A 20,224-nucleotide genomic window follows, 5' to 3' on the forward strand; every position below is an offset into this window, starting at 1 on the left:
CTTAAACTCCTAATTTCCAGCCCAGCGTACGCATCAGATCTGCAAAGACCCCTGCCGCGGTGACTTCCGTACCTGCACCGTAACCTCGCAGCACCAGTGGAATAGGCTGGTAGTAGCGGCTGTAGAAAGCCAGTGCATTCTCTCCATCCTTGATTTTGAACATAGGGTCATCCGGATTGACCGCTGCTATTTTCACGGCACATTGTCCGTCTTTGATTTCACCAACATAGCGCAAGACCTTGCCCTCGCTGGCCGCGTCTGCAATCAACGTGGCAAAGTAGGCATCCGCCTCAGGTAGGCGAGCCATGAAATCATCAACTGAGCCTTCGGCATCGAAGCCCGGTGGCAGAGCCTGCTCGACCACGACATCTTCCAGCTCAAGTGCCATACCGGCTTCGCGTGCCAGGATCAGCAGTTTGCGGGCAACATCCATCCCCGACAGATCATCACGCGGGTCTGGCTCGGTGAAGCCATTGTTACGGGCAACGGTCGTCGCTTCGCTAAAGCTCATCCCCTCATCCAATTTGCCGAAGATAAAGGACAGCGAACCCGACAGGATGCCCGAGAAACGCTCCAGTTCATCACCGGCCGCCATCAGGTTCTGCAAGTTTTCGATAACCGGCAGGCCAGCACCGACTGTCGTGTCGTACATGAACTTACGGCGCATTGAGCGCGCAGCCTGACGCAGCTGCTGGTAGTAAGCCATGCTGGCAGTATTGGCTTTCTTGTTCGGGGTGATCACGTGGAAGCCTGAAGACAGGAAGTCAACATACTGCTCGGCAATGCCTTGGTCTGACGTACAATCAATGACAATTGGGTTGATCACGTGATTGCGCTTCACCAGCTGGATCATACGTGCAAGGCTCAGAGGCTCTGTAACCTGGCCCATCGCGTCACGCCAGTTCTCCAGCGGCAGGCCATTGCTGTCGAGCAACAGGCCCTTGCTGTTGGCCAAGCCGCATACCCGGATCACGATGCCGTTTTCGGCCAGCTTAGCCTGCTGGCGCTGGATCTGATCGACCAGCTCGCCGCCGACCCCACCGACCCCAATCACGAAGACATCGAGGAAGTGCTGGCTGTTGAACAGGTTCTCGTGACATGCCTTGACCGACTCCGAAATCTTGTCATCCGGGATCACCGCAGAGATCGCCCGCTCTGAAGAGCCCTGGGCGATGGCCACGATATTGACATCCACCTCGGCCAGCGAGGTAAAGAAACGCGAAGCCACCCCGCGGGAAGTGCGCATACCGTCGCCAACCAAGGTCACGATCGCGACGTTATCCATAAATTCAACCGGCTCGAGCAGGCCTTCTTTCAGCTCCAGCTCAAAGTGTTCCCTGAGTGCACGCTGGGCTGCCAGCTTGTCTTCGCTCTCGATACAAAAACTGATGCTGTATTCCGACGAAGACTGGGTGATCAGAACAATCGAGACACCTGCCGATGACATCGCCCCGAAGACACGGGCGGCCATGCCGACCATACCTTTCATTCCCGGACCGGACACATTGACCATGGTCAGATCTTTCAGCGTGGTGATCCCCTTGATATCAAGCTTGTCTTCACCGGTATCCAAACCGATCAGGGAGCCGGCCCCCTGCGGGTTGAAGCTGTTTTTGATCAAGCAAGGAATATGGAACTGGGCGATAGGAGCAATGGTTTTCGGGTGCAGAACCGATGCACCGAAGTAGGACAGCTCCATCGCTTCCTGGTAGCTCAGTGATTTGAGCAGACGGGCATCCGGTACCAAACGAGGGTCACAGCTGTAAACGCCATCAACATCGGTCCAAATCTCACAGCATTCGGCACGCAGACAAGCAGCCAGTACCGCCGCCGAGTAGTCGGAACCATTACGGCCCAATGTTACCAGCTCGCCCTTATCGTTACCGGCAGTGAACCCCGGCATGATATTGACATGATCCTGTGGCAACGGATTCTGGCGGAAATTCTGGGTAGAGGCCTCAATATCCACATGGGCTTCCAGGTAATCACCGTTTGCCAGCAGGTAAGCCACCGGATCGATCAGGCTCGCCTGATGGCCCTTGGCCTGGAGCAGCGACTGCATCATAACGATAGACAGCCTTTCACCCTTGCTGATGATCTTGGCGTAGACATTGTCAGGGCACAAACCCAACAATTTGATACCGTGAACGTATTGCTTCAACTGGCCCAGCGAGCTCGCTAGCTTGGCATCCAAGGCCTCCTGGTCAAAACCCGGCTCCAGCGCTTTTAATCCAGCCAGCAGTTCTTTGAACACCGCTTCCAGATCGGCCAGCTGAACGTCCGCCTCGCCAAACTGGATACTATTTTCGATCACCGAGACCAACTTGTTCGTCACCTTGCCCGGCGCCGACAGCACGACCGAAACCGGCCCTTGTTGGGCATTGTTGGCAATAATATCCGCCGCCCGAGAAAACCTATCCGCATCGGCCAGCGATGAGCCACCAAACTTTAATACTCGCATTCCCTACTCCCACAACTTCCTAAAACGTGCCCCTGGGGACTCTTGGCCACTCCAGGATGAAATATCAGGTTAAAAAAAAGCCCACATCTTTTTGGGATGTGGGCTCTTCTTTGCAATTCTTTCGCGCATCAGCCCACCCCAGCAATCATGGTGCCGGTAATAATAATGGTGGTGGTATTCATGCTGAATGCGTTAAACATAGGTGTCCTAAAGAGATAACCAATATATGTATGCATTTACGTTTACCGTAATCATTTTCCCGAGTCAACTTTATTTTCACCCCCAACTGTCTATTTGACTAGCAAAATGCAGGTAAAACTAGCGATATAGCTATACCATTGAAGCATGACTGGCATCATTTTATTGCAGTTATCTTAAACACCATGCATAGTAAAAGTGATGAATAAATAATCAATGCAGGGTGGTACGCCTGACGGGGTTGCCAAACACCGTGACGTGTAGACAAACAAGAATTAAGAGGGAGTTGTAATGACAGCAGCAATGGAACAACTTGTCGCCCATACGATTCTGCAGGGTTTCGATGCCATGTATGGCCGATTTTTGGATGTCACCGCCGGAGCGCAGGAACGCTTTGAAAGCCAGAACTGGCCAGCGGTCCAGCAAGCACTCAAGACCCGCATCAAGTTCTACGATCACCATGTCGGCCTGGTTACCAGCCAAATTACCATTATGCTGGGCAAGCGCTATGCCAACCATACCTTCCTGATGGCGGTAAAAAATGCCTACAAGGATTTGCTGCTTGATTACCCCCGCTATGATATTGCCGAGAGCTTTTTCAATTCCGTCTACTGCCGGATTTTCGAACACCGCAATATCAAGCGTGACAAATTATTCGTCCATAGTTCTCAAGAAGGCCGGATCCCCATCTACCCGACTAACCTCAGCCGCCTTTACAATACCGGGGCAGGCCTCGACCCCCTGCTGGGCCGGATCCTAGACGATACGCCTTTCAGCCTGGAATGGCAGGATAAACAGCGTGATATCCAACTGCTCAGCGAGCGCATCAGCCACCACCTGAACCAATTTGGCAACCCGCCGCCAGTGATCGAAATGATCCGCGAGCCGTTTTTCCGTAACAAGGCAGCTTATCTGGTCGGGCGCCTGCGTTTTGATGACGACCACCACTTGCCGATCGTACTACCTATTCTGACCACCAGCGAAAACAAGCTGTATGTCGATGCCTGCCTGGTGGATGTCGATGCGGTCAGCATCCTGTTTGGATTCGCCCGCTCCTATTTCATGGTATACGCCCCCGCCCCTGCGGCGCTGGTCCACTTTCTTAGTGAGCTAATGCCGAACAAAACCAAAGCCGAGCTCTACACGGCGATCGGCTGCCAGAAGCATGGTAAAACCGAGCTTTACCGCGAGTTCCTGCACCATATCGAGCATTCTGACGACCAGTTCGTCTTGGCGCCGGGGATAAAAGGCATGGTGATGTCGGTCTTCACCCTGCCGTCCTACGGCTTTGTATTTAAGATCATCAAGGATAAATTTGCTCCCCAAAAAGAGATAAGCCATGCCGTGGTCAAGGAAAAGTACCGGCTGGTAAAAGAGCATGACCGGGTCGGCCGCATGGCCGATACCCAGGAGTACCGCAACTTCAGCTTCGACCGCCACCGCTTCAGTGATGAGCTACTGGAAGAGTTGCTCAAGGTCGCGCCGTCCATCGTCAAGGTCACCGAGAAGCAGATCTTGATCAAGCACCTCTATATCGAGCGGCGGATGATCCCATTCAACCTGTATATTGAGCAGGCCAACGATGAGGATCTACGCCACGCGGTCGACGAATACGGCAAAGCCATCAAACAACTGGCGGCTGCCAATATCTTCCCCGGCGACATGCTGTTCAAGAACTTCGGGGTGACCCGCCACAAGCGAGTCGTGTTCTATGACTACGATGAAATCAGCTACATGACGGAAATGAACTTCCGCCAGATCCCGCCTCCCCGCTACCCAGAAGACGAAATGGCGGCAGAGCCTTGGTACAGCGTCGGGATCAACGATGTCTTTCCCGAAGAGTTCAGAACCTTCCTGCTGATCAACCCAAAAGTACGGCAGCTGTTCAATGAGCTGCACAGTGACCTGTTCGATCCCCACTACTGGCAGCAATTACAGCGGAATATCGAAGAAGGTCAATTCGAGGATGTCTTCCCATACAGCAGTCACCAGCGGTTCACTGTCGGTCAGAGAGTGGGATAGAACGGACAAAATGTCTCAACAATGCAAAAGCTTTGTGTCAATTTTATACTATCTGTCCTAGTATTGTTTTGTTAAGGATACAAACAAAACACAACAAGAAAACAGGGAAGGTGATGAATGCGTACATGGCTAATCACAATTGCCCTGCTGGTAGTGGCGTTACCAACAACTGCAGCAGAAAGCAGACTATTTAGTATACTCGACGATAACTCGTCCTCTGGGTGGTTTATGTCATCCCAGTCCAAGGGGGCCGAACAGTTCGATCTCTGGCAAATCGACAGCGGCTATGCTTACTCAATCTCAGACAACACCGAGCTCTACCTCAGTACTCGCTTGAAAACCGGCAACGAAAAACAATCCGCCAGCCGCGGGCTGTTATCAGGGGTAAAATACAACTTCACGTCGAAACTGAGCTTGCAGAGTGCCGTGACATCAGAAACCCAAAACCAAGACACCGTGATGGGTGTCGAGGTCTCGAGCCAATATGAAGTCACGGAAAGGCTGAATTTGCACGCCACCCTCGACTACGAGGCGCTGGAGCAGATTTACCAGTTCGGGATCGGCTTTCGCTTCTAGCGGCGAATACCCGCAACGGCAAGTGACACCCAAACAACGCCTGGCCATGCCAGGCGTTTTACTGTCTCACTTCCGGAAGCACGGCTAGGCGCTGACCACAGACAAATCGAGGGGGCGCTTACTAAACACGATGCCATTGAGATCGGCGTACAGCATATCGCCGGGATAGACCAGGGTGTGGGCTACCGTGAGCGTAACATTTTCTTCCCCGGTCTGCCGCTTGACCGTCTTCACCGGGCAGGTCGCCAGGGCTTTGACGCCAATATCCAATGTGGCAATGGTGCCGACATCACGCGCCGCACCGTTAATAATGATCCCCTCCCAACCATTTTGAACGGCCAACAGAGCCAACTGATCCCCCAGCAAGGCTTTGCTGCAAGACGCATGGCCGTCGATAAACAGTACCTTACCTTTACCGTCGCGAGCGAGGATGTCACGGACCAAGCTATTATCTTCAAAGCATCGCAAGGTGACCACCTCGCCATAAAATACACTCCGGCCACCATAGTTTTGCATGGTCAGCGGTAACCAACGCACATCCTGTTCAAAGTTATCGCATAAATCTGGGGTCAAATCTTTCATCGCAGGCTCCTTTATTCTCTTTGTGGCCTTTTTTGTCCCGGGCCATTTCCCCCAGCTCCGAGGGGTTAAGTTAAGTGTAGAGAAAGCTCGGCCAATCACCCAATCTTTGTGCTTCGAACCCCTTGAGCAAAACCGGCACTAAAAACAAATTGTTACCCTCCACCCAATAAATCGCATTCTGCTCCCATCGGGCCGCCTCCCGGCATGCGCAGGCCAAAGGCATGGGTACCACAAACCCCAGCTCTTGCCATTGCCCATCCGAAGCACTGCAGCTTATCGGTAACACCCCTTGATATTGTGACTTGAGCACCAACTCCAGCTGATGGTGACGAGATAAGTTCTCTTTATTGCTAAGAACGATGCTTCTGGGATTAAATGCTGTTAGAATTGCAAAGCAAGGGTAAACAGGGTGTTGCTGAAGATTAAAGACAACCGATTGGTAGCTACACCATAGCGATTTTTTTTCACACATAAAAAAGGACACCCTTGGGACGATGCATTTTTTTGTAGCGAATGTTAAACAAAGTGAAGAGTCGTAATACACTTCATACTGTTTGATGTAAATCAATAAAGTGCCCGAAAGCAGCCCGGAAACAATGCACTTATATTGTTAGCGAGCTGTTAAGTGAATACAATCGTCGCCATCCCACGGAAATTGTAGCCAATGCCCCTGAATTTGGGCTTTTTCAGCGAAAATTATCATGACCTGGTGAGCTGAATAAATGGATGGCGTACCAACAGGAAAATGAGCAAATACGACCAAGCACGTATTTCTCCCAAGATTTTGCCTGTATGTGAATTTTTTATATAGAATTTTACTATTCTGTTTTTGACCAGATTCCGTTTTTAGAAATTAGGTACTGCCAATGCAAACCCCTCACATTCTAATTGTAGAAGACGAGCACGTAACACGTAACACCCTGAAAAGCATCTTTGAGGCAGAGGGTTACACGGTTTTTGAAGCCAATGACGGCGCTGAAATGCACCAGATGCTTTCTGAGCACCCTGTTCACCTGGTGATCATGGATATCAACCTGCCAGGTAAAAATGGCCTGCTGCTTGCGCGCGAGCTTCGCGAGCAAGGTGACATGGCACTGATGTTCCTGACTGGCCGCGACAACGAAGTGGATAAGATCCTGGGCTTGGAAATCGGCGCGGATGACTACATCACCAAGCCATTCAACCCTCGTGAGCTGACTATCCGTGCCCGCAACCTGCTTACCCGTGCCATGAACCAAGGCTTGCCAACCGAAGACAAGCGCATGGTCGAGCGTTACGAGTTCAACGGCTGGTCGCTGGAAATCAACAGCCGCTCATTGGTTAGCCCAAGTGGCGATCAGTTCAAGCTGCCGCGCTCTGAGTTCCGTGCCCTGCTTCACTTCTGTGAAAACCCAGGCAAAATTCAAACTCGTGCTGAGCTACTGAAGAAAATGACTGGTCGTGAGCTTAAACCGCATGACCGTACTGTTGACGTAACCATCCGCCGTATCCGCAAGCACTTCGAATCAGTGGCTGATACCCCGGAAATCATCGCGACGATTCACGGTGAAGGTTACCGTTTCTGCGGCGATCTGGAAGAAGAATAATCCTTCTGGAAATCCCCAAAGCAAAAAGGCTCCTCGCGGAGCCTTTTTTGTTTTTAGTGCAATGCACGTGGCGATAGCAACAACCGGTCAGAACACCTGGCTGATCAGCACGTCACGCTGTACCACTATCAGCTCCTGGCCTTGATAAAGCACCGTTACCGCAATATCCGCCTTGCTGCCCGCTGGCCATTCCGGCCCACCGCGCAGGCTGACTTCGAGGCTCATCTCCCCTTCCGAGCGGACGTCGAGATTCTCCTGTCCCAACCATTGCTGATCACCCTGTGCCACCATTACCTGCAAGATTTCGACACCTTGCGGCAGTGGCTTCATATCCCGTGTCAGTAAGCGGATGGAAGCATGCAGTTTGTCGGCCGGCTGGCTACCGTCATCGCCGATCACCGGCATGCTGTTGAGCCACAGCTCACTACCGAGATACACGGCCACATCGGACAGTACCAGCTCCTGCGGCGACTGCCAGATATCTATCTCGGCAGGCAAAGTCACCGGCACGTCTTCGACCGGGGCGGCTTCCTGGACCGCCAGCTCTTCAGCAACCGCCGGATCTTGAGAGGGCGCCTCTTGGTCTTGCGCCCTTTCACCGCAGCCAGCAACCAATACCATTCCGGCTGCTAGCAGCAACGCTTTTGCATCAGTTCCCATCATGCTTTCTCCTGCTGGGCTAGCCAGTCTTTGAGCACCTGTAGATCATTGTGGTAGCCATCTTTAATTTCATCGACCCAATCGTTGATGTTCTCCCACCAGGCCGGCAGTTCCGGTGATTGTGCTTTCTGGGCAACCTGCTGGATATGCTTGAGGCCGATCGAGCCTGCCGCCCCTTTAATTTTATGCGCTTCAAACTTGATACCGTCCTGATCCTTGGCAGTCATGTTGGAATCGAGGATCGCGATGTACTCAGGCATCTTGGCCTCGAACATCGCAATGCTGTCATATACCGGCTTGGTACCCACTATCTCCACATAGGAGGACAGCATTTCCAAGTCCAACAACGTGTTAAACATCTCATCACTCATCCCATTCGGGCGTTCACTCTCAACCACCAGCTCCTCCCCTTCGTCATCCTCCAGCGGGCAAGTCAGCACCAGGCGCTGGATCACTTCCGTGATGGCCTTGACGCTCAGCGGCTTGCTGATGGCGTCATCCATCCCCTTGGCCAAATACTCACTCTTGTCCTTGATGACATTGGCAGTCAGTGCCACCAAGGCCGGTAGGTAGTCAAACCGCTCTCGAAGTTTAGCCGCTACATCGAAGCCGGTCATGTCCGGCAGCTGGATATCCAGCAGGACCAAGTCATAAGCTTCGGGATCAAACATCGCCAAGGCCTCTTCGCCGCGCATCGCCACCGTGACCTCATGGCCCAGGCCCTCCAGCAACGCTTTGGCCACGGTAATGTTGAGCTCGATATCTTCGACCATAAAGATATTGAGGCTGATCTGCGGCAAGGCCGGGAGGGCTTCTTCCTCCTCTACCCGCTCCACCAGCGGTGCCGTAATGGTCACGGTAAACGTACTGCCCTCACCCACTTCCGAACTGACGGTAATATCGCCGCCCATCATCTGGACCAGCTGACGAGAAACCGAGAGGCCAATCCCGGTACCGACCGCATGCAAGTTGTCATCCTCATCCTTAACCTGGTAGTACATGGCAAAAATCTTATCGAGCTCTGTTGCCGGGATCCCTATCCCGCTATCCTCGACTTCGAAAGTAATATGGGCCAGCTGATCATCCACGTCGCTGCTGACCGACATCACCACACCGCCATCCTTGGTAAACTTGGTCGCGTTGCTGATCAGATTCCACAATACCTGGCGCAATCGGGTACCATCGACCTCGATACATTCAGGTAGCTCTGTCAGCCGCTCAAGGTCAAAGCGCAAGCCTTTCTGGCTCGCCATCAAGCCGGAGATATTTTCCATTTCGGAGACAAAGTCATGGAAGTCGAGCGGCTTGGGCATCAATTCCAGGCGACGGCGATCAGATTTGTCCATATCAATAATATCGTTGAAGATGTTGCCCAAAGTAATAGCACTGACATAGATAGTGCGCATGTAGTCGCGCTGCTCTTGATCGAGCTTGGTCTCAAGCAGCATCCGGCTAAGGCCAACGATACCGTTGAGCGGCGTACGCAGCTCGTGGCTGATGGTCGAGATGAAGGCCGTCTTATCGCGGCTGGCCTTTTCCTGGGCATCCTGGTATTGCTTGCGCTCGGTAATATCGCGGCCAAAGCCCATCAGCCCCAGACGGCGACCTTCACGGCTGTAAAAAGGCACCTTGCGCAGCTCGAAGATCGCCTTGCGCCCGTCGGGATACTCCAACCACTGCTCATAGGTCAGCGAGACATTTTTCTGGAACACCTGCTGGTCGGTTTCGGCGATTTTGCTCGCCACCTCCTCGCTATAGACATCCCAAGGCGTCAGGCCAACCAACTGCTTCTCGGTACGGTTGGTCAGCTCTTCCATTGCCCGGTTACAACCAGAAAACTGGCCTTTTTCATTGCGGTAGTAAATCAGATCCGGCGAGGCATCGAGGAAAGACTTGAGCAAAGCGCTTTGCTCGGCCAACTCCAGCTGGGCATTTTCACGCTGATAGACTTCGTTTTCCAAATCCCGCATCGCTTCCTGGCGAGCTTCTTCGGCCTTTTCCCGCTCTTCGATCTCCTGGTTGAGCTGGTTGATGTTCTCATGCAGCTGTTTATTGAGCAGCATGTCGCGCGAACGCATCTCTTCAAGCTTGGTCACCAGTTTCGACAGGCGCTGGCGGGATTCTTCGAGTTGATCCACCACCACGGATAGGAAGTAAACAGCCCAGGGGGTGATCAGCAGGCCAAAGAAGACGGAGCGGACAATATCAATATCTAGCACTTCTCCCTGCAATACCAAGGTGACGCCTATTTGCACCACAACCGCAAGGGCGACCAAAGCCAATGCCAGTAACAAACTAAACTTAACCAGTCCGAGCTTGACCAGCAGATCGACGTAATACTGTGCCAGTACTTTGATTTGTTTCATTCTTGCTTCCTATTCACTACCGCTCCCCCCATCATAAAGGCGAGCAGCCGAGAACCCAAGCAGGCTTTTTCCATTCGCCTGCCATCCTTCACACTTTGCTTGTCCCGGCCTTACCGCCCCACGTTGCCGGGCTACCCGGCCTTTCTTTCTGACATTGTCATGGTACAGTTCCGGCCTGCCGCCTTGGCCCGGTAGAGTGCCACATCGGCCAGCTCCACCAGCTTACCGTAGTCCTGACTAGGCTTGGGGATCAATGTGGCGACCCCCAAGCTCACGGTCAGGGTCGAGGCAATGTCCGAATAACGGTGGGTCAGCCCCTTATCGGCCAAGGCTCGGTGAATTTCCGCGGCGACCACCTGCCCGCCCTCGAGGTCGGTATTGGGCAACAGGAAGGCGAATTCCTCGCCGCCATAGCGGGCGACCTCGTCGGTCTCGCGCTTGACCACGCTGCGTAGCACCTTGGCCACTTCGCGCAAGGCAAGGTCACCCTGCTGGTGGCCATAGTTATCGTTGAACGCCTTGAAGTAGTCGATATCACACAAAATCAGTGTCAGCGGGTGCTGCTCGCGAATATGGCTATACCACATCTTACGCAATTGCTCGTCGAAGCTACGGCGGTTGGCGACCTTGGTCAGGCTGTCGACGAAGCTGAGCTCCTGCAGCTCCATGATGGCATCGGCCAGTTGCTGCTCGGCCATCTTGCGCTCGGTCACGTCACGGGCCATCATCAGCACCCCGGTGGTATCATCGGTCGGATCCCGGTAGGGGGATTTGAGCACCTCGTACCAAATCGGCGTGCCGTCCTCTAAGATGACATAGTCATCGAGCTTTACGCTGATCCCTTGCTGGATAACCTGCTGGTCTGTCTGCCTAAAGAGCTCTAGCTTGTCCGGATCAAGTACATCGGCAGAAGATTTCCCCAACAAGGCTTGCTGGGTATAACCGAGCGAGCGGGCAAACGGCTCGTTACACCCCACATACACCCCGTGTTCATTATATAGGGCAATCGGATCCCGGCTGGCACTGAGAATGGTATCGAGCAGCGTATTACGCTGAGCCAGCTCCTGCTCGGTCACTTCCCGCTTTTCTATTTCGCTTTTGAGCACTTCCTGCATTTCGTGCCAGTCGGTTACGTCATGGCTGATGCTCAGCGTACCGATCGCCTCACCGGTATCGCCGATCAACAAGTTGCAATTGGTCTCCATCAAACGGCTCGAACCGTCAGGCGCCGTGGTCCAGGTATGGGCCGCGCTGTTGCCCAGAGACCCAATATCCTGCTCTCCGGCAATGCCCTCTTCAATCCGGCCTCGCCAGAAGCGGTCAAACGCCTTGTTGGTCCCGATCAACTTACCGGACTTGTCCTGGAAATACACCAGCTCGGACAGGGAGTTGAGTACCTGCTGGAAAATCCGTTGCTCTTTCTCCAACTTTACCTGTTCGCCATGGCTGGCACGCGGCGGGTCCATAAACAGCAGCCAGCACGATTGCCACTGACAACGTATCGATAACCCCGAGACCACCAACGGGATCACCTTGCCGTTATTTTGGGGCAAGGCCTCATCGACATCTTTGAACGTTTTCAGGCCGGCAAATGGCCGCAAAAAATCACACAGCATCTTGCTGCTGAGCCCGTCGGGATAGAGGTAGCGCTCATTGAGCTTGCGCACGCCAAGTAGCTGGCGGCAGGCTTTGTTGCCATATACCAGGTGGCCATCCTTCTTGCGAACAATTGCCACGGCAATAGGCATGACGGTGAGCTGATGATGGAGACGGCGAAAGGAGCCAACGTCGAGATGATGAAGCAGAACACTCAGCAGCCCCCCGCCAATTGCAAGCAGGAGGATCAGGAGCGAAAGCAGCAGTGCCGGGGTGCCAACGTGGAACCACTGGGAGGCCGTCGAAGCCAAGGTGGCCGGGGCGAAGAGCACGGCTCCCAAGAAGACCAAACAACGAGCCCCTCCCCGCAGCAGGAGCTCCCCGTAACGGGCCAGTAAGGTGAGCAATGTAAGCAATAATGGACTACAAAAGCGTTCCTGACAGGAAGTATGCATTGATATTAGTAATTGACGTCATTTTACTCGTAATCTAACACACTTACCGACGCATCTGCTAATGCCCGTCCGGTTGTTCGACTGCAAGTTTTAACTCTATCTAGGCACCGGCGGGGTATATTCAAACGGCGTGCCCAGTGCCGCGCCCTGACCACCGTATTGATCCAGGTTACGACCAATTTCGGTCATCGCCAACCAGCGGTTTTCACACCACTCAGGGGCTAGCAGGGTCGGCTTGCGGGCACTGGCCGATACCCTGTGGAAGACGACCTCAGGTGGCGTCAGGCGGATCACCTCCGCCGCAATGCCGGTGTAATCCTCAAGGCTAAGCTCAGCCAGGCGGCCCGCTTTCCACGACAGGCCCATGATACTGCCCTCAACAATATGCAGCGGGTGCAGCTTGATGCCATCGACACCGGCCTCCACCACCTGGCGCACAGTCTCGAGATTGTCCTCACGGGTATCGCCCGGCAGGCCGACGATCAGGTGGGCGCACACTTTCAGGCCAAGTGCCCTCGCCCGCTTGGCAATCGCCGCATAACAGGCAAAATCATGACCGCGGTTAATGCGCTTGAGGGTTTTGTCATTGGCGGTCTGCAGGCCGAGCTCCAACCAAATTTCATAGCCTTGCTCACGGTAGCCCGCGAGAAGCTCTAACACCTCGTCCGGCACACAGTCAGGCCGGGTACCGACACAAAGACCGACGATATCGGCCGCCTCCAAAGCCTCCTCATACATCGCTTTGAGGGTCTGCACTTCGGCATAGGTACTGGTATAGGCCTGGAAATAGGCAAGATAACGCTTAGCACGGTTAACCTCCCCGGCACGCTGCGCCAACTGCTCGGTAATCGGCTTGTGCTGGGCCTGCTCATCGGCAAAAGAGGCAACATTGCAAAATGTGCAGCCGCCACGGCCAATGGTACCGTCACGATTCGGGCAGCTAAAGCCACCATGCAACGTCAGTTTGTGCACTTTCTCTCCGTAGCGGCGCTGTAGGTCCTGGCCAAATGTATTCACGAGCTCATGCAGCTGCATCTTGTCACCTAGTCATTCAAGGGGTCGAAAAAAGCGGCACAGGTTAGCACCCTTGGCACCGTCAAAAGTTGTGCGAAAACAAAAAAGGCGTTTTTTTCACCATTTATAGGCCGATAAGAGGAATGAAAATTAGCAACAACATCATTTTGTAATACTTTGGTCTAATCCCCTGCCACTTCCCGCCCCCAAAACCAGGTCTAAGCGCCCTGCTATGCACCCAGACCGTTATTATCGAATAGATAAGCACACAGATAAGCAATTAATTCATTGTTGTGCGGGGATGTTATTAGGATGGGATATTTTTTGTTGGTAATTAATCAATCAAAATTGTAGGATAGTTACAGCTGTGTGCAATTTATGAACAACAAAAGTAACTAAACCTAGCAAATATTTAGTGGTTTATGTTGCTACCCCTCAAAACTGCAGCGCTTTTGCATACCAGAGCACAGGTGCTACAGAATGAAGTTTGCTATTGATTGACTACATCATCCCACAGCAAACCCATCCGAAAAGGCCGGACAGGAGTCCCTCCAAGGCCCGGCAGGATGTATAACCAAAATTAGGGATAACTCAGGTGCCAGGATTGGTACCTGTTGAAACTGGAAGGAAGTATCTATGACAGATCAAGAGCTGAATGCTCAGGGACTTTATGTGCCTGAAATGGAGCACGATGCCTGTGGTATCGGCTTTGTGGCCCACCTGAAGAACCGTAAATCCCACGAAATTGTCACCCAAGCCCTTGATATGCTAGCTCGGATGGAACACCGTGGCGGCCAGGGCTGTGACCCGTGCAGTGGTGACGGTGCCGGTATCTTGCTGCAGAAACCCCATGAGTTCCTGCTGGAGGAGACCGTCAAGCAAGGCATCCGCCTGCCGTCTTTCGACCAATACGGTGTGGGTGTGGTGCTTTTCCCCAAAGACGAGTACAAACGCCAGCAGTGCCGTGACATTCTCGAGCGCAATGCCAAGCGACTTGACCTAGAAGTCATTGGCTACCGGGTGCTGCCGGTCGACAACTCAATGATTGGCGATGATCCGCTAAGTACCGAGCCCCAGTTCGAGCACGTCTTTATTACCGGCGGTACCAGCATGGAACCGGCTGAACTCGAGCGTAAGCTCTATGTTCTGCGTAACTACACGGTCCGAGTCTGCCTGGAAAGCATCTCCAACATCGGTGATGACTTCTATATTAACTCTCTGTCATACAAGACATTGGTGTACAAGGGTCAGCTAACCACTGAACAGGTACCTCAATACTTCCTTGATCTACAGAACCCATCAATGGTGACGGCACTGGCGCTGGTTCACTCCCGCTTCTCGACCAACACCTTCCCGAAATGGCGCTTGGCCCAGCCTTTCCGTTACATCGCCCACAACGGTGAAATCAACACCGTGCGCGGTAACCTTAACTGGATGAAGGCCCGTGAAGCGATTCTTGAGTCTGAACTGTTCAGCCAACAAGAAATCGATATGCTGCTGCCTATCTGCCAAGAAGGCAGCTCGGATTCATCCAACTTCGATATGGCGTTGGAGCTACTGGTGCTGTCAGGCCGAAGCCTGCCGCATGCACTGATGATGCTGATCCCTGAAGCTTGGCAAGAAAACAAGAACATGGATCCAAAGCGCCGTGCGTTCTACCAGTACCACGCCAACGTCATGGAGCCGTGGGACGGCCCGGCCTCCGTCTGTTTCACCGACGGTGTCCAGGTTGGTGCGACGCTTGACCGTAACGGCCTGCGCCCATCGCGCTACACCGTGACCAAGGATGACTTCCTGGTCATGGCTTCGGAATCCGGTGTGGTTGAAATCGAACCGGAGAACGTCCAGTTCCGTGGCCGCCTGCAGCCTGGCCGTATCTTTGTTGCCGACCTTGAACAAGGCCGCATTATCTCTGACGAAGAAGTCAAAGACACGATTGCCTCAGCCCAGCCTTATGAGCAGTGGGTCAAGGACAACCTGCTGACATTGAAGAGCCTGCCTGAAGCGGACAACATGCACCACCAGCCAACGCCTGAGCGTCTGCTGCACCATCAGCAAGCCTTCGGCATGAGCTCGGAAGAAGTCAACGACATCATTGTGCCGCTGGCGAAAACAGGTTACGAGCCGCTCAGCGCCATGGGTGCCGACTGGCCGCTGGCTGTGCTGTCGCACCAGTCACAGCACCTGTCGAACTACTTCAAGCAGCTGTTTGCCCAGGTCACCAACCCGCCGATCGACCCGATCCGCGAGCGTATGGTTATGTCACTCAATACCTACCTGGGTAAAGACCACAACCTGCTGACCGAAACCCCTGAGCACTGCCGGAAGGTTGAAATCGAATCTCCGGTGCTGAGCAACGCCGAGCTGGAAAAACTGCGGGCCATCGATAACGAACACCTGCAGGCCAAGACGCTGGATATCGTGTTCCGCGCCAGCGGCGAAGACGGCAAGCTAGAACGAGCGCTGAAGCGTATCTGCCAGTACTCAGAAGATGCGGTTATCGACGGCTACTCGATCATTATCCTTACCGACCGTGCGGTAAACTCCAACCATGCCGCTATCCCAGCAATGCTGGCCGTCGGTGCGGTTCACCACCACCTGATCCGCAAAGGTCTGCGTGCCAAGTGTGACATCGTGGTAGAAACCGGTGATGCTCGTGAAACCCACCACTTTGCAACGCTGGTTGGCTACGGTGCCAATGCGGTTAACCCATACCTAGTGACCGAAACCATTGTTGACCTGCAGCGTAAGCGCAAGCTGGATCCGGAAGTGCCGACCGAAGAGTTGTTCAACAACTACCGCAAGGGTGTGAACGGCGGCCTGCTGAAGATCTTCTCCAAGATGGGGATCTCAACCCTGCAGTCTTACCACGGCGCCCAGATCTTCGAAGCCCTTGGTATCAGCAAGTCAGTGGTCGATAAGTACTTCACCGGTACGGTTTCCCGTATCCAGGGCCTAACTATCGATGACATTGCCAAGGAAGTATTGATCCGTCACCGCCTGGGTTACCCAACCCGCGAAGTACCAATTCAGATGCTGGATGTCGGTGGTGTCTACCAGTGGAAACAGCGTGGTGAGAAGCACCTGTTCAACCCGGAAACGATTTCACTGCTGCAGCAATCCACCCGCAACAAGGATTTTGCCCAGTTTAAAGAGTATGCCAACGCCGTTGATGCCCAGGGCGATAACGCAGCAACCCTGCGTAGCCAGCTAGAGTTCATAAAGAACCCTGCAGGCTCTATCCCACTGGCAGAAGTTGAGCCAATCGAGAGCATCCTCAAGCGCTTTGCGACCGGTGCAATGAGTTTTGGCTCTATCTCGTACGAAGCTCACTCGACGCTTGCTGTAGCCATGAACCGCATCGGCGCTAAATCCAACTCCGGTGAAGGTGGTGAAGACCCGGCCCGATTCGAAAAGAAAGACAACGGCGACTGGGAACGCTCTGCGATCAAGCAGGTGGCCTCTGGCCGCTTCGGTGTGACCTCTTACTACCTGACCAACTCTGATGAAATTCAGATCAAGATGGCACAGGGTGCTAAGCCGGGTGAAGGTGGTCAGCTACCGGGTGATAAGGTCGATGACTGGATCGGTGCAACCCGTCACTCAACGCCGGGCGTCGGTTTGATTTCACCACCGCCACACCACGATATTTACTCTATCGAGGATTTGGCACAGCTGATCTACGATCTGAAGAACGCCAACCGCGCCGGCCGCGTCAACGTCAAACTGGTCTCGGAAGCCGGTGTCGGTACGATTGCCTCGGGCGTAGCCAAGGCAAAAGCGGATGTTGTGCTTATCGCGGGCTTCGATGGCGGTACCGGTGCATCACCAATGTCATCTATCCGTCACACCGGTCTACCGTGGGAACTTGGCCTGGCCGAAACCCACCAGACCCTGCTGAAAAACGGCCTGCGTAACCGTATCGTGGTCCAGACTGACGGTCAGATGAAGACCCCGCGCGACCTTGCCGTGGCAACCCTGCTGGGTGCTGAAGAGTGGGGCGTAGCAACCGCAGCCTTGGTGGTTGAAGGGTGTATCATGATGCGTAAGTGTCACAAGAACACCTGCCCGGTGGGTATCGCCACCCAGAACAAGACCCTGCGTGAGCGTTTCGACGGCCGCGTAGAAGATGTTGTGACCTTCTTCCAGTACATGGCTGAAGGCCTGCGTGAAATCATGGCCGAGCTTGGCTTCCGCAGTGTCGACGAGATGGTTGGCCAGTCACACAAACTGAAAATCCGTGACAACATCGGCCACTGGAAGTACAAGAACTTGGATCTAAGCCCGGTGCTGTTCATCGAGCCTGCCCGTGATGAGGACGGCGTCTACAACCAGCGTGAACAGAACCACAACCTCGAAGAGGTGCTGGATCGCAAGCTGATTGAAGCGGCTGCCCCGGCCCTGTACGAAGGCAAGCAGGTGGATGCTGAGTTTGACATCATCAACACCGACCGCAGTGCCGGTACCATGCTGTCGAACGAAATCTCCAAGATTTACAAGGACAAGGGCTTGCCTCAGCCTATGAACGTCAAGTTCAAGGGTTCTGCCGGACAGAGTTTCGGTGCCTTCCTGGCCAAGAACGTCAAGTTCGAAGTCGAAGGCGATGCCAACGACTACTGGGGCAAGGGCCTGTCTGGCGGTACCTTGGTGCTCTACCCGGACGCCAAGTCTGACATCGTCCCGGAAGACAACATCGTCGTGGGTAACGTCTGTTTCTACGGTGCGACGTCGGGTGAGTCATACATCCGTGGTATGGCGGGCGAGCGCTTCTGTGTCCGTAACTCAGGTGCCAAGGTGGTCGTTGAAGGTGTTGGTGACCACGGTTGTGAATACATGACTGGCGGTGTAGCGGTCATTCTTGGTCAAACAGGCCGTAACTTCGCAGCCGGTATGAGTGGCGGTGTAGCATATGTCTGGGATCAGTTCGAAGACTTTGACACCAAGCTCAACCCTGAGCTGGTCGACCTCGACCCAATCGAGCAGGAAGACAAAGATCTGCTGCACGATATGCTGACCAAGCACGTAGAGCTTACTGGCAGTACGGTTGCAGAAACCTTCCTGTCTAACTTCGAGGCCAACCTCGAGAAGATGGTGAAAGTGATGCCAAGGGATTACAAGGCAGTACTAGAGAAGCGCAAGGCAGAAGCACAAAACAAGGAAGAGTTGGAGGCCGTCAATGGGTAAGCCTACTGGATTTTTAGAGTTTGGCCGTGAGCTGCCAAAGAAGCTGGATCCGAGCGTCCGTATCCAGGACAACAAGGAGTTTGTTCTCAACGAGGAGTTCGGTGACAAAATCAACACGCAGGCTTCGCGCTGCATGGACTGTGGCGTACCGTTTTGCCACAACTCCTGCCCGATCGGCAACATCATCCCGGAATTCAATGACGCGGTGTACCGCGACAGCTGGGAAGAAGCGTGGAATATCCTGAGTTCGACCAACAACTTCCCGGAATTTACCGGGCGTGTCTGCCCGGCCCCTTGTGAAAGTGGCTGTGTCCTGGGGATCAACCAAGACCCAATCACGATTTGTAATATCGAGAAGACCATTGTCGAAACGGCATACCGTGAAGGGTACGCCAAACCGAAGACCCCGCGTTCGCGAACCGGCAAAACGGTCGCTATCATCGGCTCGGGCCCTGCGGGCCTGGCAGCAGCCGAGCAACTCAACAGTGCCGGCCACTGTGTGACGGTGTTCGAGCGTGATGAGAAAGTCGGAGGCCTACTGCGTTTCGGGATCCCAGATTTCAAACTGGGCATGGACATTATCGATCGCAAGATCAACCTGATGGCCGATGCCGGGATCAAATTCGAGGTGAACGCCCATGTCGGTGTCAACGTCAACGCCCAGCAGCTACGCCAGGACTTTGATGTGGTCTTGCTGACCGGGGGGTCCACAGTACCGCGCGATCTGCCGATCCCGGGCCGTGAGCTCAAGGGCGTGCATTTCGCCATGGAATTCCTGGCCCAGAACAACCGCCGAGCCAACGACATGGATCTGAAAACCGAAGAAATCCATGCCAAAGGCAAGCATGTGGTGGTGATCGGTGGTGGTGATACCGGCTCTGACTGTGTCGGCACCTCCAACCGCCACGGCGCTGAAAGTATTACCCAAGTTGAGATCATGCCGATCCCGCCAGAGAGGCGCCCGGCCAACCAGCCATGGCCTTCTTACCCGATGATCATGAAGACCTCGACCTCCCATGAGGAAGGGTGCGAGCGTCACTGGAATATCCTGACCAAGGAGTTCATCGGTGATGAAGCGGGTAACGTCAAAGCGCTGCGTATTGCCGATATCCAGTGGGAAGAAGCAAAAGCCGGTGAGCGCCCAGGCTTTACTGAAGTGGCAGGCTCGGAGCGGATCATCCCGTGTGATATGGCGTTCCTCGCAATGGGCTTCCTCCACCCAGAGCCAACTGGCGTGCTGGCCCAGCTAGATATCAAGCTCGACGAACGTGGCAACGTGGCAACCCAAGGGTTTGCCACTAACCAGCAAGGCGTGTTTGCTGCTGGCGATATGCGTACCGGCCAGTCACTGGTGGTGCGCTGTATCAACGAAGGCCGTGAATGTGCCCGAGAGATTGATGCCTACCTGATGGGTAACAGCAACCTTGAAGCCAAAGCAGATTCACTGATGCTATCAAATAGCTAAGCGAGCCTCCCGTCTAACACGGTAAACTGAATCCAAACCGGCCATAACGGCCGGTTTTT

12 protein-coding genes and 1 other annotated feature are annotated in these 20,224 nt (G+C 53.9%); of the genes, 5 read left to right on the forward strand and 7 right to left on the reverse strand.

Features of this window, described 5'->3' with window-relative positions:
• Position 1: 1 nt before the first annotated feature.
• Positions 2-2,461 carry a bifunctional aspartate kinase/homoserine dehydrogenase I gene (thrA, locus tag C9J03_RS10240; RefSeq protein WP_044624215.1) on the reverse strand — a complete coding sequence of 820 codons (2,460 nt, stop codon included), beginning with the start codon at positions 2,459-2,461 and terminating at the stop codon, positions 2-4.
• Positions 2,462-2,531: 70 nt separating this feature from the next.
• Positions 2,532-2,651 (reverse strand) — a sequence feature (Thr leader region).
• A gap of 299 nt (positions 2,652-2,950) precedes the next feature.
• Here thrA and aceK point away from each other — a divergent pair.
• Together aceK and C9J03_RS10250 are read left to right on the forward strand one after the other, a co-directional pair.
• A complete protein-coding gene (gene aceK / locus C9J03_RS10245; RefSeq protein ID WP_044624216.1) occupies positions 2,951-4,681 on the forward strand; it encodes a bifunctional isocitrate dehydrogenase kinase/phosphatase in 1,731 nt (576 codons plus the stop codon).
• 117 nt (positions 4,682-4,798) lie between these two features.
• Entirely contained in the window at positions 4,799-5,257 is a 459-nt protein-coding gene (locus tag C9J03_RS10250) for a hypothetical protein (RefSeq protein WP_039467131.1), read from the forward strand.
• An 84-nt stretch (positions 5,258-5,341) separates the two neighbouring features.
• Here the strand turns inward: C9J03_RS10250 and C9J03_RS10255 are convergent, their stop codons facing one another.
• The gene (locus C9J03_RS10255; protein ID WP_039467135.1) at positions 5,342-5,839 is read right to left on the reverse strand and encodes a putative 4-hydroxy-4-methyl-2-oxoglutarate aldolase; all 498 of its coding nucleotides are present in this window, start codon (positions 5,837-5,839) and stop codon (positions 5,342-5,344) included.
• Between the two features lie 70 nt (positions 5,840-5,909).
• Positions 5,910-6,311: a DUF3293 domain-containing protein gene (locus C9J03_RS10260; RefSeq protein WP_039467140.1), complete on the reverse strand. Its 402-nt coding sequence runs from the start codon at positions 6,309-6,311 to the stop codon at positions 5,910-5,912.
• A 394-nt stretch (positions 6,312-6,705) separates the two neighbouring features.
• Between C9J03_RS10260 and arcA the strand changes: the two genes are divergently transcribed.
• Positions 6,706-7,425, forward strand: coding sequence for a two-component system response regulator ArcA (arcA, locus tag C9J03_RS10265; protein ID WP_039467143.1), 720 nt, complete (start codon positions 6,706-6,708; stop codon positions 7,423-7,425).
• Positions 7,426-7,512: 87 nt separating this feature from the next.
• Here the strand turns inward: arcA and C9J03_RS10270 are convergent, their stop codons facing one another.
• The 4 genes from C9J03_RS10270 to mnmL form a co-directional block, all read right to left on the reverse strand.
• Positions 7,513-8,088 (reverse strand): hypothetical protein, encoded by a 576-nt coding sequence (locus C9J03_RS10270; protein ID WP_044624217.1) that lies wholly within the window; start codon positions 8,086-8,088, stop codon positions 7,513-7,515.
• Positions 8,085-10,451, reverse strand: a complete 2,367-nt coding sequence (gene arcB / locus C9J03_RS10275) for an aerobic respiration two-component sensor histidine kinase ArcB (protein ID WP_044624218.1) — start codon at positions 10,449-10,451, stop codon at positions 8,085-8,087. Before arcB ends, C9J03_RS10270 begins: the two co-directional genes overlap by 4 nt.
• Positions 10,452-10,582: 131 nt before the next feature.
• On the reverse strand, positions 10,583-12,454 hold the full coding sequence (locus C9J03_RS10280; protein WP_476704037.1) for a GGDEF domain-containing protein: 1,872 nt from the start codon (positions 12,452-12,454) through the stop codon (positions 10,583-10,585).
• A gap of 144 nt (positions 12,455-12,598) precedes the next feature.
• On the reverse strand, positions 12,599-13,537 hold the full coding sequence (gene mnmL / locus C9J03_RS10285) for a tRNA modification radical SAM protein MnmL/YtqA (RefSeq protein ID WP_044624219.1): 939 nt from the start codon (positions 13,535-13,537) through the stop codon (positions 12,599-12,601).
• A 615-nt stretch (positions 13,538-14,152) separates the two neighbouring features.
• Here mnmL and gltB point away from each other — a divergent pair.
• Together gltB and C9J03_RS10295 are read left to right on the forward strand one after the other, a co-directional pair.
• On the forward strand, positions 14,153-18,700 hold the full coding sequence (gene gltB, locus C9J03_RS10290; RefSeq protein ID WP_044624220.1) for a glutamate synthase large subunit: 4,548 nt from the start codon (positions 14,153-14,155) through the stop codon (positions 18,698-18,700).
• Positions 18,693-20,165, forward strand: coding sequence for a glutamate synthase subunit beta (locus C9J03_RS10295; RefSeq protein WP_044624221.1), 1,473 nt, complete (start codon positions 18,693-18,695; stop codon positions 20,163-20,165). The genes gltB and C9J03_RS10295 overlap by 8 nt, the downstream gene beginning before the upstream one ends.
• The last annotated feature ends 59 nt before the right edge of the window (positions 20,166-20,224 follow it).

This window comes from Photobacterium gaetbulicola (genome assembly GCF_003025515.1).
In the GTDB taxonomy this organism is placed as follows: Bacteria; Pseudomonadota; Gammaproteobacteria; order Enterobacterales; family Vibrionaceae; genus Photobacterium; species Photobacterium gaetbulicola.

Excerpts from the sequence above, each read along its gene's own strand:
- thrA (WP_044624215.1), bottom strand. The coding sequence starts at position 2,461 with ATGCGAGTATTAAAGTTTGGTGGCTCATCGCTGGCCGATGCGGATAGG.
- aceK (WP_044624216.1), top strand. The coding sequence starts at position 2,951 with ATGACAGCAGCAATGGAACAACTTGTCGCCCATACGATTCTGCAGGGT.
- C9J03_RS10250 (WP_039467131.1), top strand. The coding sequence starts at position 4,799 with ATGCGTACATGGCTAATCACAATTGCCCTGCTGGTAGTGGCGTTACCA.
- C9J03_RS10255 (WP_039467135.1), bottom strand. The coding sequence starts at position 5,839 with ATGAAAGATTTGACCCCAGATTTATGCGATAACTTTGAACAGGATGTG.
- C9J03_RS10260 (WP_039467140.1), bottom strand. The coding sequence starts at position 6,311 with ATGTGTGAAAAAAAATCGCTATGGTGTAGCTACCAATCGGTTGTCTTT.
- arcA (WP_039467143.1), top strand. The coding sequence starts at position 6,706 with ATGCAAACCCCTCACATTCTAATTGTAGAAGACGAGCACGTAACACGT.
- C9J03_RS10270 (WP_044624217.1), bottom strand. The coding sequence starts at position 8,088 with ATGATGGGAACTGATGCAAAAGCGTTGCTGCTAGCAGCCGGAATGGTA.
- arcB (WP_044624218.1), bottom strand. The coding sequence starts at position 10,451 with ATGAAACAAATCAAAGTACTGGCACAGTATTACGTCGATCTGCTGGTC.
- mnmL (WP_044624219.1), bottom strand. The coding sequence starts at position 13,537 with ATGCAGCTGCATGAGCTCGTGAATACATTTGGCCAGGACCTACAGCGC.
- gltB (WP_044624220.1), top strand. The coding sequence starts at position 14,153 with ATGACAGATCAAGAGCTGAATGCTCAGGGACTTTATGTGCCTGAAATG.
- C9J03_RS10295 (WP_044624221.1), top strand. The coding sequence starts at position 18,693 with ATGGGTAAGCCTACTGGATTTTTAGAGTTTGGCCGTGAGCTGCCAAAG.